Raw genomic sequence first — 13,174 nt, 5'->3', positions numbered from 1 at the left:
TCTTGGAGACTCCCTCCCGTGACCGACCTTTCCACTGCATCCGTCGTCGACACCGTCGCGAACGCCACCGAGACCCCTGAACGCGAGCAGCCTTACGCTGCACTCGGCCTGAAGGACGACGAGTACACGCGCATCCGCGAGATCCTCGGCCGGCGCCCGACGAGCGGCGAACTCGCGATGTACTCGGTGATGTGGAGCGAGCACTGCTCCTACAAGTCGTCCAAGATCTACCTGCGCCAGTTCGGGCAGAAGGTCACCCCCGCCATGAAGAAGAACCTCATGGTCGGCATGGGCGAGAACGCGGGAGTGGTCGATGTCGGCGAGGGCTGGGCGGTCACATTCAAAGTCGAGTCGCACAACCACCCCAGCTACATCGAACCTTTCCAGGGCGCGGCCACCGGCGTCGGCGGCATCGTCCGCGACATCATCTCGATGGGCGCGCGACCGGTAGCGGTCATGGACCAGCTGCGCTTCGGTGCCATCGAAGAGGCGGACACGGCCCGTGTCGTGCACGGTGTCGTCTCCGGCATATCGTTCTACGGCAACTGCCTCGGCCTCCCCAACATCGGTGGCGAGACCTACTTCGACGCGGTGTACCAGGGCAATCCGCTCGTCAACGCGCTCTCCGTTGGAGTCCTGCGTCACGAAGACCTGCACCTCGCCAACGCGTCCGGACTCGGCAACAAGGTCGTGCTGTTCGGCGCCCGCACCGGCGGCGACGGCATCGGTGGCGCGTCCATCCTCGCATCGGACACTTTCTCTGCCGGCGGCCCGACGAAGCGTCCTGCCGTGCAGGTCGGCGACCCGTTCGCCGAGAAGGTGCTCATCGAGTGCTGCCTCGAACTCTTCCGCGACAAGCTCGTCGAAGGCATCCAGGACCTCGGCGCTGCCGGAATCTCCTGTGCGACCTCCGAGCTGGCCTCGAACGGCGACGGCGGCATGTTCGTCGAACTCGACAAGGTGCTGCTGCGGGACCCGAACCTGACGGCCGAAGAGATCCTGATGTCCGAGAGCCAGGAGCGCATGATGGCCGTCGTGAAGCCGGAGCTTCTCGACGCCTTCCTCGCGGTCACGGCGAAATGGGATGTGGAGACCAGTGTCCTCGGCGAGGTCACCGACACGGGCCGGCTCGTGATCAACTGGCACGGCGAAGAGATCGTCAACGTCGAGCCGCGCACGGTCGCGGTGGATGGACCGGTCTACGACCGTCCCGTCGCCTACCCGACGTGGATCGACGCTCTCCAGGCGGACAGCGCATCCCGGCTTCCTCGGTCGGCCGATCCGGAGATCCTGCGCGAACAGTTCCTCGCCCTCCTCGGTAGCGCCAACCTCGCCGACAAGGGCTGGATCACCGACCAGTACGACTACTTCGTCGGCGGCAACACGGCCCTCGCCTTCCCCGACGATGCAGGTATGATCCGTGTCGACGAGTCGAGTGGACTCGGCTTCGCCATTGCGACGGATGCGAACGGTCGCTACTGCCAGCTCGACCCGAAGCAGGGTGCCCGGCTCGCACTCGCGGAGGCATATCGCAACGTGTCCGCATCCGGTGCGGTGCCCTCCGCGGTTACGGACTGCCTCAACTTCGGCAGCCCAGAGAACCCCGAAGTGATGTGGCAGTTCTCCCAGACCGTCGAAGGACTCTCCGACGCGTGCCTGGAACTCGAAATCCCGGTCACCGGCGGCAACGTCTCCTTCTACAACCAGACCGGATCAACCCCGATCTTCCCGACGCCGGTCGTCGGCGTCCTCGGAGTGATCGACGACGTGGCCCGCCGCATCCCCAGCGGATGGCAGGACGAGGGCGACAACATCTACCTCCTCGGCGTCACGCGCGAAGAGCTCGACGGCTCCGCCTGGGCCGGGACCATCCATGGGCACCTCGGCGGACTGCCGCCGACCGTCGACCTGGCGCGTGAACGCGAACTGGGCGAGTTGCTGCGCGCCGGTTCCCTCGAAAGCCTCATCGCATCCGCGCACGACCTCGCAGACGGCGGCCTCGCGCAGGCGCTCGCGGAATGCGTGCTGCGGTTCGGCGTCGGGGCCCGCGTGTGGCTCACCGAGATCATGGACCGCGACGGCGTCGATGCGACGACGGCACTCTTCAGCGAATCGACCGGGCGCGTGCTCGTATCCGTTCCCCGCGAAGACGACGTCAAGTTCCGCGGGCTGTGCGAAGGTCGTGGCTACCCGGTGCTCCGTATCGGCGTGACCGATGCCGAGGTCGGAACCCAGCCGGTCCTGGAAATCCAGGACCACTTCACCGTCGGCCTCGAAGAACTGGCCAGCACACACAAGGCGACGCTGCCCGAATACTTCGGACCCGTTGTCTCCGCCAAGCCCGGCGCAGGCTACCTCGCCAAGACCGACAGCTGAGCTGGCTGCTACTCGGGCTGGTTCACTGACTCGACCGGCGCGGTCGCCCGCGTCGCCGGCGCATCGGCGGTCGACGCTGTGGCTGTCGCAGTCGCCGTCTCGACGCTCGACCCGGTCGGGGTGGCCGTCGCAGTCGTCTCGGCGGTCGACCCTGACGCAGTCGCCTCAGCCGGCGCGGCGGCCGCGCGCCGCGTCAGCACCCGCACCCGCTGCTGCGTGAGCAGGATGCCGAGCAGCACCACCACCGCACCCACCGGCTCGTTCCAACTCAGCGACTCCTGCAACACGAGGATGCCCAGCGCGACACCGACCACCGGAGTCACATACGTCACCCCCGAGGTCGCGGTCGGCCCCCACGCCCGCAACACGTTCATGTTCCAGATGTAGACCACGCCCGTGCCGAGCGCGCCCAAGGCGAGAAGACTCAGCAGCACCGGCCAGCTGAATGTGATCGGCTGCCACGCGACCAGCGGAGTCAACGCGACCATGATCACCGCCGCCACGCCGATGTTCATCACGGCGACCGTCGTGGCGGGCATATCGCGATGGCTGATGAAGCGCCGGATGTATCCGAAGCTGAAGCCGTAACACGTCACGGCCCCGAGACATGCGAGCTGGCCCCAGATGCTGCCCGTCAGCGCGGCGACCTGCCACGGCCCGACCACGATCACAACACCGACGATCCCCACAGCCACGCCGAGCACCTGGTCGCGATTCAGCCGCTCCACGCGGAAAGCCAGCGTCGCGAGGATTGCGGTCGTGATCGGCGTGACCGCGTTGTAGATGCTTGCCAGGCTGGATGACACGTACTGCTCCGCCCAGGCGAAGAGGAGGTAAGGGACGACGCAATAGGTGATCGCCACCACGAGGAAATGCAGCCAGACGATCGGCTCCCGGGGCAGGCGGCTGCGGGTCGCCAGCGCGATGATCCCGAGCGTGATCGCACCGAACACGAGACGCGCCCAGACGACCTGCCCGAAACTCACCCCTTGGAGGCCCACCTTCATGAACAGGAAGCTGGCGCCCCAGATGAGACCCATGGCGACGAACTGGATGGCAACCTTCACGCTTCGACGTTACCGGTACCCCGCGACATGCGCCCGCGGAAATCGGACACAGCGTGCAGACAGCCACGGGCGCCGGGAGGGGCGGCCTCGCCCTCAGTCGACGATCGCGATCCGCACCGGAACGTTGCCGCGCGTCGCGTTCGAATACGGGCAGACGACGTGGGCCGCATCGGCCAGTTCTTCCGCCTGGGCCCGGCCGACATTCGGCACGTACACATCCAGTTCGACCGTAAGCCCGTAGCCTCCGGCGCCGTTGTCCCCGATGCCGACGCTGGCGGACACTCCCGCATCCCGGGTGTCGAGCTTCTCGCGCCGGCCGACCGCATGGATTGCACTCAAGAAGCACGCAGCGAACCCGGCCGCGAAGAGCTGTTCGGGGTTGGTGCCTTCGCCAGATCCGCCGAGCTCACGCGGCGGCCGGGTGTCGAAGTCGAGCAGATCGTCCTCACTTCGGACGTGGCCGTCGCGGCCTCCGCCCGATGCGTGTGCGATGGCTGTGTATGCGATGTCCATAGGCTCAGCCCATACCTGCCGCCTGAACGAGCGCTGGGCACCCGCCCGCGGCGATGGTGTAGGGGGAGACCCTCTCGGCCGGTCAGCTCACGTCGAATGGCACGCCGCTGAACTCCTCAAGCCGCGACCACAGGCGCGCCCCCACCCGGGGATCGCTGCTCGTGGACGTGGGCCGCTGCCGGGTGGGCGCACCCCGCGTCAGCGCGCGGGGGCCCCAGTAGTCGCCGCCCCGCGCATCCGGGTCGGTCGCAGCGCGCACGATCGGCCACGCCCCGCGGTCCTTCCCCTGGGTGGCCGCCGCCTGCAGGTTGTCGACGAAGCGCGTCATGCGCGTCGGCTCGTTCACGCCCCGGATGCCCGGCGTGCGACCGCTGGTCGAATAGCCCGGATGCGCGACGATGCTGGCGACGCCGCTCCGCGCGAGGCGCAGTCGGCGATCGAATTCGAAGCCGAATGCCTGCACCGCGATCTTCGACTGCGCGTAGGCACGCCATCCGCTGTATCCGCGAACCAGCTGCAGGTCGTCGATGCGGAAGGTCGAGAGTCGGCTGGCCATGCTGCCGAGCATCACGACGCGCGCGCCGTGCGTCGCAGCGAGCGTCGGGTAGAGCCGGGCCGTGAGCGCGAAGTGTCCGAGCACGTTCGTGGAGAGCACGAGTTCGTTGCCGCGCGCATCCGTCTCCCGTTTGGCGGGCGGATGCACCATCCCGGCGTTCTCGACCAGCACGTCGATCCGGCCACGCGCCGCGAGGACATCTGCCGCAGCACCGATCGACTCCGGGTCGGTGAGGTCGAGGTCGAGGAGTTCCACACTCGCGCCCGGCACCCGTCGGCGGATGGCGGCGAGCGCCGCACGCCCGCGTTCCCGATTGCGGCACGCGAGCACGACGTGCGCGCCGGCCGAGGCGAGCTGCTCGCTGGTGAAGTAGCCGATCCCGCTGTTCGCACCGGTCACGACGACGGTCGTGCCGGCCTGATCGGGAAGCGAGTCGACGGACCAGGTCACGATGTGCGGTTGTCGGCGGCGGAGCCCGCGATGCGCTCGTGGTGGTGGATGACCTCAGCGACGATGAAGTTGAGGAACTTCTCGGCGAACGCCGGGTCGAGGTGGCTCTCCTCAGCGAGCGCCCTGAGCCGCTGGATCTGTTCGCGCTCGCGGTCCGGGTCTGCCGGCGGCAGGCCGTGGGCCGCCTTGAGCCGGCCGACCTGCTGCGTGAACTTGAAGCGTTCGGCGAGCATGTGGACCACGGCGGCGTCGATGTTGTCGATGCTCTCGCGGATGCTGTGCAGCTGTGCGTACACGGCGTCGTCGGCCGCAGCTGCGCCGGAACCGGCCGCGGGGTCGGCGGCAGCGGCGCTGGAGGCGTCCAGCTCGGCGGCGGGGGTGTCGTTCGGGGCCATAGACCGACCCTAACGCGTTCGATATCGGGGGTTGCGCATCCTTTCGTCTACGCGTAGATTATCTACGCATAGAGCAATTCCGGAAACAACGGACAGAAAGGCACCGATCATGTGGACAAGCGAACACACCGCCGAGACGGCACTCGATCGCGAGACCGTCTGGGCGGCCCTCAGGGACCTCCACACCGGCGCACTCACCTATGAGGGCGCCGACAGCTTCGAACTCCACGGACCCTTCGCGGTCGGCACCGAACTGACGGTCACCCCCGTCGGGCAGGATCCGTTCCCGTCGACGATCATCGACTTGGTCGAGAACGAGACCTACGCCGACCGCACCGAGTTCGGCACGCTCGTGCTCACCTTCCGCCACACCCTCGTCCCGATCGGAAACGGCACCAGGGTCACGCACCGCCTCGAGATCGACGGCGAGGGCGCCGACGAGATCGGACCCGAACTCGGCCCGCAGATCAGCGCCGACTTTCCGGAGTCGATGGATGCGCTGTTCGAGCAGGCACGGCAGCGCGCGTGACCCGCTTCCCTGAAGGCCCGGCCACCAGCCCGGGCTTTCTCCTCTGGCACACCACCCTGCGCTGGCAGCGGGCGATGGCCGCCGCGCTGTCGCCCCTCGACCTCACCCACGTGCAGTTCGTCATCCTCGCCTCCACCTGGTGGCTGAACGGCCAGGGCGAGCGGCCGAAGCAGTCCCGGCTCTCGGAGTACACGGGTTCGGATGCGCGGATGACCTCCGAGGTCGTCGGCCGATTGATCGCCAAAGGACTCCTCGAACGCACCCGCGACCCGGGTGACGCACGGGCCAAGGTCCTCGCGGTCACGACCGACGGCGCCGCCGTCGCCGCGCGCGCGATCGCCGCCGTCGAGGCTGCCGACGAGGCGTTCTTCGCGCCCGCGCTGAACCGACCCCTCGGGCTGGTCGTCCTGCTGCAGACCCTCGCCGCGCGCTGAAGCTCCCGATACGGTGGAGTGGTGACCGAGACCTTCCTGACCCAGCCCATCGACGACGAATCGGCTCGCGCTGTGGCGGATGCCGGCCTGCGGATGTCGCTCGTCGACACCTCCGACCAGGCGGCGTTCGACGAATGGCTCCTCGCCGACTTCCGCGGCTTCCTCGGTGGACGGCTGGCCGAGGATGCGCTCGCAGAGGCCCGCGAATACATGAGCGACCGCCGCACGACGGCCGTCTACGACGACACCATCCCTGCTGCGGCCGCGCCGGTCGGCACGGTCAACTCGTGGGTCGCACCGCTCACCGTCCCCGGCGGCGCCACCGTCGACAGCTGGGCGATCAGCTCGGTGACCGTGGCCCCGACGCACCGCCGCCGCGGCATTGCGCGCGCCCTGCTCGGCGGAGAGCTGCGCACTGCCAGCGCGCTCGGCGTGCCGCTCGCCATCCTCACCGTCTCGGAGTCGGTGATCTACGGGCGGTGGGGCTTCGGCCCTGCGACCTGGGCGACCGAGTGGCGCGTCGACACGAAGCGCGTGAACTGGGCCGGTCCCGCGACCACAGGCCGCCTCTCCTTCACCGAGCCGGAGCCGTACCAGGAGACCGGCCGCGCCGTCCTCGCTACGGTCATGGCCGGTCGCGCAGGCGAGATCGCCGCGACGCCGCACCTCGCCGACCGGCTGATCGGGCCGTCGAAGGGCAACCCGGATGCGGCGAAGTACCGGCTCGTGCGCTACGACTCCCCCGCCGGCGAGCCGGAAGGCTTCGTGAGCTACGTCGTGAAGGACTCGGAGGACTTCACCCGCCACACCGTCGACGTGACCTACCTGGCGGCCGCCACCGACGAGGCCCTCGCCGCCCTCTGGCGGTTCCTGCTCGAGCTCGACCTGGTGTCCGAGGTGCACATCCACACCCGCGGCGTCGACGAGCCGCTTCCGCTCCTCGTGTCGGACATCCGGGGCGCAGCACTGGTCGGCGCGCAGGATCACCTGTGGGTGCGCGTCCTCGACGTGCCCGCGGCGCTGGGCGCGCGCCGCTACGAGAACGACGGCGAGCTCGTCCTCGAGGTCACGGACGACCTCGGCTTCGCCGACGGTCGCTATCGGATGCGCGTCACGGGCGGCGAGGCCACGGTCGAGGCGACCGATGCAGAACCGGACGTCACGATGCCCGTGAGTTCACTCGGGTCGGTCTACCTGGGCCACGGTCTGGCGCGACCGCTTGCCCTGGCGGGACGGGTCTCCGGCGATGCGGCGCGGCTCGACCGGCTTTTCCGCACAGCCGTGCCGCCGCGCCTGAGCATGTGGTTCTAGGAGCCCGCTAGTCGACGAGGTCGTGGCGGACGACGATCGCGTCGCGGCCCGGCCCGACACCGATCGCTGAGATGCGCGCACCGCTCATGGCTTCGAGCGCGAGCACGTAGTCCTGCGCGTTCTGCGGCAGGTCGGCGAACTCCCGCACGCCGGAGATGTCTTCGGACCAGCCGGGGAACTCCTGGTAGATCGGCACCGCGTGGTGGAAGTCGCTCTGCGAGGCCGGAACCTCGTCGTGCCGCACACCATCGACGTCGTAGGCGACGGCGACCGGGATGCGCTCGAGACCGGTCAGCGTGTCGAGCTTGGTGAGCACGAAGTCGGTGACTCCGTTGATGCGCGCCGAGTACCGGGCGATCGGCGCGTCGTACCAGCCGGTGCGGCGCGGACGGCCTGTCGTCGTGCCGAACTCGAAGCCGCGCTCGCGCAGCCACTCGCCGGACTCGTCGAACAACTCGGTCGGGAACGGGCCTGCGCCGACCCGCGTCGTGTACGCCTTGACGACGGCGATCACGCGGTCGATGCGATTCGGCCCGATGCCGGAGCCGGTCGCGGCGCCGCCGGACGTCGAGTTGGATGAGGTCACGAACGGATACGTGCCGTGGTCGACGTCGAGCATGGTCGCCTGGCCGCCCTCGAACAGTACATGCTTGCCCGCGTCGAGTGCCTGGTGCAGCAGCAGCCCTGTGTCCGCCACCATGGGACGCAGCCGCTCGGCATACGAGAGCAGGTCGGCGACGACCTCGTCCACAGTGATCGCGCGCCGGTTGTAGACCTTGACCAGCAGGTGGTTCTTCTGGTCGAGTGCGCCCTCGACCTTCTGGCGCAGGATGTTCTCGTCGAACAGGTCCTGGATGCGGATGCCGACCCGGTTGATCTTGTCGGCGTAGGTCGGGCCGATTCCGCGACCGGTCGTGCCGATCTGGCGTTTGCCGAGGAAGCGCTCGGTCACCTTGTCGATGGTGCGGTGGTACTGGGTGATGACGTGGGCGTTGGAACTCACGCGCAGGCGGGAGACGTCGACGCCCCGCGCGATGAGCGCATCCAGTTCTTCGAACAGCACCTCGATGTCGACGACGACACCGTTGGCGATCACCGGCGTGACACCCTCGGTCAGGATGCCGGAGGGCAGCAGGTGCAGCGCGTACTTCTCGTCGCCGATGACGACCGTGTGGCCGGCGTTGTTGCCGCCGTTGAACTTGACCACATAGTCGATTCGGCTGCCGAGGAGGTCGGTCGCCTTGCCTTTGCCTTCATCGCCCCACTGGGCGCCGATGATCACGATCGCGGGCACTGTTCAGTCCTCTCGATGGCTGTTGGATCGCGTGGAGGACTTCCGGCCAGCCTCGCGCACGGCGCTGTCGGGCCGGTTCCCGTCACACTCGATCCTATCGTGGCGGTCGAAGAGGGAGCCGAGCGAGTCACTCTATCTTGCACAACGCTGTGCAAGATAGTACGATGGGTGCAATGAGCAGCCCCCACCCCCGCGCCCCACGGCGCGACGCCGCCGAGAACCGCGAGTCGATCATCCTCGCCGCCGCAGCCGCCCTCAATGACGACATCGACGCCTCCCTCGAGACGATCGCCGCCCGCGCCGGCCTCAGCCGCCGCGCGATCTACGGCCACTTCGCCACCCGCGACGACCTGCTGGTCGAGACCTTCACACGAGGGGCCGCGCGCATCGGTTCGTCCGTCCTCCCGCTCAGCCACCCCGATGCCCGGGTCGAGATCGCCCTGTATGGCGCGACCCTCTGGGCCGAGGTCGAGCACGTCCGCGTCGCCGCACAGCTCGCCGTGCGCGGCCCGCACCGGGCACGCGTCGCCGAAGCACTCGAACCGGCGCGGCAGAAGCTGCTGGCGACCGTCGAACGCGGGATCGCCGACGGCACCCTGCGCGACGACATCGAAGCGGCGACGCTCGCCCGGCTGATCGAGGCTGCGGCCATCGCCGTGCTCGACGAGGCCGCCCGCAGCGGGATGACGGATTCAGAAGGCCGCCGCCTGGTGATGCTGAACGGGCTGGGCGCCGCAGGGGTCGGCTGGCGCGAAGCCGGCGACCTCATCCGCTCGACACCTGCATTAGAGGAACACTCATGAAGATCGTCCTCGACGGCGTCGTGAAGGGCGCCAAGAATGCTGTGCTGCCGCCGACATCCATCACCTTCCGTACCGGTCAGGTGACCCTCGCACGAGCCGAGACGGAGCAGCGGCCGACCGTCCTGGGGCTGATCGCGTCGGGGCGGATGCGCCCGGATGCGGGGACGGTCACCATCGACGGCGCCACCGACTACTCCGAGATGCGCAAGCGCATCGCATTGATCGACGCTCCCTCGGTGTGCGAGCCTGCCGCAGACGTCACCGTCTCGGGCGTCGTCGCCGAGGAGCTGATGTTCGCCGGGCTGCCGTCCAATCCGATCGCGGTCAGCCGGACCATCGCCGAACTGCACGCGACCGAATGGGCACGGTCGGCGATCGGCACCGTGCCGCCCACTGTGCGGATCGGGCTGCTGGCCGAACTCGCAATCATGCGCGAAGGCGTCATGGGGCTGGTGATCACATCGCCCGACCGTCACGGCGGCGACCCGATCGAGTGGTGGGAGCTGGCGCAGGACCTTGCCGAGCGCGACCTCGCGGTGCTCGTGGTGGCCGGCGACGCATCCGCCGCCGCGATCGCGAACGTGCCCGCTGGAGCCATCGCATGAAGATCCCCCAGATGATCGCGGCGGAGTTCCGCCGCCTCACCGCGAACCCGATGTCCATCGTCGCGCTGATCGCCCTGGTCGCCGTGCCCATCCTCTACGGCGGCCTCTACCTCTGGGCCAACCAGGACCCGTACGCGCGCCTGAACCAGATCCCGGCCGCGATCGTCGTCGACGACACCGGAACGAGGGTGAACGGCACGACGGTGCACTACGGCGCCGAGGTCGCCGACGAGCTCGTCGCGGACAACTCGTTCGACTGGCATGTCGTGACGAAGGACGCTGCGGCCTCTGGCGTCGACGACTCGAAGTACGACTTCAGCGTCACCTTCCCGGGCGACTTCTCCGAGGCGCTCGCCTCTGCCTCGGGCAGCGCCCCGCGCCAGGCGACCGTGACCCTGACGACGAACGACACCAACAGCTACCTCGCGTCCACGATCGGGCAGCAGGCCGCCGAGAAGATCCGTGTCTCGATCGTGAAGAAGGTCAACGAGCAGGCGGCGAAACAGTTCCTGATGGGGCTCGCGACCATCCGCTCGAACCTCGTCACGGCGACGGACGGCGCGAGTCGGCTCGTCGACGGAAGCGCGAGAGCGCAGGCGGGCGCATCCGCTCTCGCTGCGGGGACGGCGAAGCTCTCCACCGGGGCGAGCCAGCTCGCCGACGGGACATCCCAGGTCGCGGCGGGGGCGAACCAGGTTGCGGACGGCGCGCAGAAGGTCGCTGCCGGCAACGCGGAACTCGCCGCGAAGGCCGACCAGGCCGGAGCCGTCGCCGACCAGGTCGCCGGTGCGGTTCCGCAGGCCCGCCAGGCGATCATCGACCGACTGACGGCGGCAGGCGCCACCCAAGCGCAGATCGATGCCGCCCTTGCAGCGCTCGATCCTCTGGGCGCGAAGGTCACGGCGGGCAACGAGCAGGTGCAGACCCTCGTCGGGCAGGTCGACCAGCTGTCCGCGGGAGCGAACCAGGTCGCGGCTGGGAGCGCGCAGGTGGCGTCCGGCGCGGACCAGAGTGCGGCGGGTGCGTCTCACCTGGCGTCGGGCGCGCAGCAGGCGGCATCCGGTGCGTCCTCGCTGACCTCCGGCCTGGAAACGCTGCACGCGGGAACGGTGACACTGCACGACGGCCTCAGCGATGGCGTGGCCCGGATCCCGGACAACTCCGCCGAACTGCAGAAGAAGCAGGCGGCGACCATCGCAGACCCTGTTCACCTCGCGAACACGTCGATCACCTCGGCGGGCACGTATGGCGCCGGCCTCGCTCCGTTCTTCGTGGCCCTTGCCGCGTGGATCGGCATCTACGCACTGTTCCTGATCGTCAAGCCGGTGTCCCGCCGCGCGATCACCGCCCTCCACTCGCCGATCAAGGTGACGCTGGCCGGCTGGTTGACGCCCGGGCTGCTCGGCGGAATCCAGATGATCGGGCTCTTCGCGGTCGTCGCTGCGGCGCTCCACTTCCCGATCGCGAATCCGTGGGGGATGTTCGCGATGATGGCGACAGCCTCGCTCACGTTCGCGGCGATCATCCTCGCGCTCAACGTCTGGCTCGGCAGCGTCGGGCAGTTCCTCGGCCTCGTGCTGATGGTGCTGCAGCTCGTCACCGCCGGCGGCACGTTCCCCTGGCAGACGCTGCCCGCCCCGCTCGCCGCGCTGCACCACGTGCTGCCGATGTCGTACGCGGTCGACGGCATCCGCCAGCTCATGTACGGGGGCAACCCGGCGACGGCCTGGGCGGACGCCGGCGTGCTCGGCCTGTGGGCCCTGATCGCGCTGGTCGTCGCTGCGATCGGTGTGACACGGATGACCCACTTCCGGACCCTGCGCGACCTGCGCCCCAGCCTGATCGGGTAGCGGCGGCCGGCGCCGCGCCGCACGGCCGGCCCGGTGCTTGGGCGGAGTTCGTCGGCGGCGACGCATAAGGTGGCAAGGTGAGAACGCCCGCTGAACGCACCCTGAGCATCCTGCACCTCGCCGACACGCACCTCTACGGCGACGGCAGGCTGCACTACGGGATCGTCGACACCACCGCGGCGCTCGCCCGCACCCTCGAACGCGCGAGCGAGCTCGACGCGGTCGACGTGGTGATCGCATCCGGAGACCTGTCCGACGACGGCTCGCCGGAGTCGTACCGCATCCTGGCGGGCATGCTCGAACCCTGGGCCACCCGGCGCGGCGCGGTCGTGGTCTACGCGATGGGCAACCACGATCTGCGCGACGGCTTCGAAGAGGTGCTCGGCGCACGCACGTCCGCGCGCGACGTCAAGGGCTTCCGGATCGCTGCGATCGACAGCACGGTGCCCGACGCCGGATACGGAAACCTCGACGAAGCGCAGCTCGACGCCCTTCGCGTAGCGCTCGAGACGCCGTCGGAGCGCGGCGCGATCGTCGTTCTGCACCATCCGCCGGTGCCCGCCCAGACCACCCTGCTCGGCGCGCTCGAGCTGCAGAATCCTGCCGACCTCCTCGACGTGTGCGCGACCGGGGATGTCCGGCTCATCCTCGCGGGCCACTACCACCATCCCCTGGTCGGCTCCGCCGAAGGCATCCCCGTCGTCGTCGCGCCGGCGGTCGCGAACACGGCCGACCCCCTGGCCGCGCCGGGCACGGAACGGGCAGCCATCGGCTCCGGCTTCGCCTACATCGAGCTCGTCGGCGACGGCGAACCGCGCGTCATGTTCGTCGCCGCGCCGGGCCCCCACGACGGCGACATCGTCTACGACCTCGACGCGGCCGCTGTCGCGCGCATCGCGGACGCCGCCGGTCCGCAGGCCGCGAACGCGCCGAGCACAGGAGAACCGGGCTTATTGGACGGCTGATTCGCCCGATTCTCCTGTGCTCGACC

Annotated in this window: 13 protein-coding genes; 8 read left to right on the top strand and 5 right to left on the bottom strand. The window is 69.1% G+C overall.

What is annotated here, in order from left to right; genetic code table 11:
- The first annotated feature begins 18 nt into the window (after positions 1–18).
- Positions 19–2,376 (top strand): phosphoribosylformylglycinamidine synthase subunit PurL, encoded by a 2,358-nt coding sequence (gene purL / locus ACV7NN_RS13145; protein ID WP_463350022.1) that lies wholly within the window; start codon positions 19–21, stop codon positions 2,374–2,376.
- Between the two features lie 8 nt (positions 2,377–2,384).
- Here purL and ACV7NN_RS13140 read toward each other — a convergent pair whose 3' ends face one another.
- From ACV7NN_RS13140 to ACV7NN_RS13125, 4 genes are all read right to left on the bottom strand, one after another.
- Positions 2,385–3,443 (bottom strand): DMT family transporter, encoded by a 1,059-nt coding sequence (locus ACV7NN_RS13140; RefSeq protein WP_463350021.1) that lies wholly within the window; start codon positions 3,441–3,443, stop codon positions 2,385–2,387.
- A gap of 93 nt (positions 3,444–3,536) precedes the next feature.
- Positions 3,537–3,956 (bottom strand): organic hydroperoxide resistance protein, encoded by a 420-nt coding sequence (locus ACV7NN_RS13135; protein ID WP_463350020.1) that lies wholly within the window; start codon positions 3,954–3,956, stop codon positions 3,537–3,539.
- An 82-nt stretch (positions 3,957–4,038) separates the two neighbouring features.
- Positions 4,039–4,962 carry an SDR family NAD(P)-dependent oxidoreductase gene (locus ACV7NN_RS13130; protein WP_463350019.1) on the bottom strand — a complete coding sequence of 308 codons (924 nt, stop codon included), beginning with the start codon at positions 4,960–4,962 and terminating at the stop codon, positions 4,039–4,041.
- The gene (locus ACV7NN_RS13125; RefSeq protein ID WP_463350018.1) at positions 4,959–5,357 is read right to left on the bottom strand and encodes a chorismate mutase; all 399 of its coding nucleotides are present in this window, start codon (positions 5,355–5,357) and stop codon (positions 4,959–4,961) included. The genes ACV7NN_RS13130 and ACV7NN_RS13125 overlap by 4 nt, the downstream gene beginning before the upstream one ends.
- A 109-nt stretch (positions 5,358–5,466) precedes the next feature.
- On the opposite strand from ACV7NN_RS13125, the gene ACV7NN_RS13120 reads away from it, so the two are divergent.
- From ACV7NN_RS13120 to ACV7NN_RS13110, 3 genes are read left to right on the top strand one after another with little or no spacing between them, the layout of a single operon-like run.
- Positions 5,467–5,886, top strand: a complete 420-nt coding sequence (locus ACV7NN_RS13120) for an SRPBCC family protein (protein ID WP_463350017.1) — start codon at positions 5,467–5,469, stop codon at positions 5,884–5,886.
- Complete coding sequence (locus ACV7NN_RS13115; protein WP_463350016.1) at positions 5,883–6,320, top strand: MarR family winged helix-turn-helix transcriptional regulator; 438 nt, start codon at positions 5,883–5,885, stop codon at positions 6,318–6,320. The genes ACV7NN_RS13120 and ACV7NN_RS13115 overlap by 4 nt, the downstream gene beginning before the upstream one ends.
- A 21-nt stretch (positions 6,321–6,341) precedes the next feature.
- Entirely contained in the window at positions 6,342–7,631 is a 1,290-nt protein-coding gene (locus ACV7NN_RS13110) for a GNAT family N-acetyltransferase (protein ID WP_463350015.1), read from the top strand.
- A 7-nt stretch (positions 7,632–7,638) separates the two neighbouring features.
- On the opposite strand, the gene ACV7NN_RS13105 is transcribed toward ACV7NN_RS13110, so the two are convergent.
- Positions 7,639–8,925, bottom strand: coding sequence for an adenylosuccinate synthase (locus ACV7NN_RS13105; RefSeq protein WP_463350014.1), 1,287 nt, complete (start codon positions 8,923–8,925; stop codon positions 7,639–7,641).
- Positions 8,926–9,098: 173 nt separating this feature from the next.
- On the opposite strand from ACV7NN_RS13105, the gene ACV7NN_RS13100 reads away from it, so the two are divergent.
- The 4 genes from ACV7NN_RS13100 (at position 9,099) to ACV7NN_RS13085 (ending at position 13,148) form a co-directional block, all read left to right on the top strand.
- Positions 9,099–9,728: a TetR/AcrR family transcriptional regulator gene (locus ACV7NN_RS13100; RefSeq protein ID WP_463350013.1), complete on the top strand. Its 630-nt coding sequence runs from the start codon at positions 9,099–9,101 to the stop codon at positions 9,726–9,728.
- Complete coding sequence (locus ACV7NN_RS13095) at positions 9,725–10,333, top strand: hypothetical protein (protein ID WP_463350012.1); 609 nt, start codon at positions 9,725–9,727, stop codon at positions 10,331–10,333. The genes ACV7NN_RS13100 and ACV7NN_RS13095 overlap by 4 nt, the downstream gene beginning before the upstream one ends.
- Positions 10,330–12,183, top strand: a complete 1,854-nt coding sequence (locus ACV7NN_RS13090) for a YhgE/Pip family protein (protein WP_463350011.1) — start codon at positions 10,330–10,332, stop codon at positions 12,181–12,183. The genes ACV7NN_RS13095 and ACV7NN_RS13090 overlap by 4 nt, the downstream gene beginning before the upstream one ends.
- Positions 12,184–12,260: 77 nt before the next feature.
- Positions 12,261–13,148 (top strand): metallophosphoesterase, encoded by an 888-nt coding sequence (locus tag ACV7NN_RS13085; RefSeq protein ID WP_463350010.1) that lies wholly within the window; start codon positions 12,261–12,263, stop codon positions 13,146–13,148.
- Positions 13,149–13,174: the final 26 nt, after the last annotated feature.

The sequence above is a fragment of the Leifsonia sp. Ger2509 genome, assembly GCF_055231915.1.
Note: the sequence above shows the minus strand (reverse complement) of the source record. Positions and strands in the feature narration are given on the sequence as shown.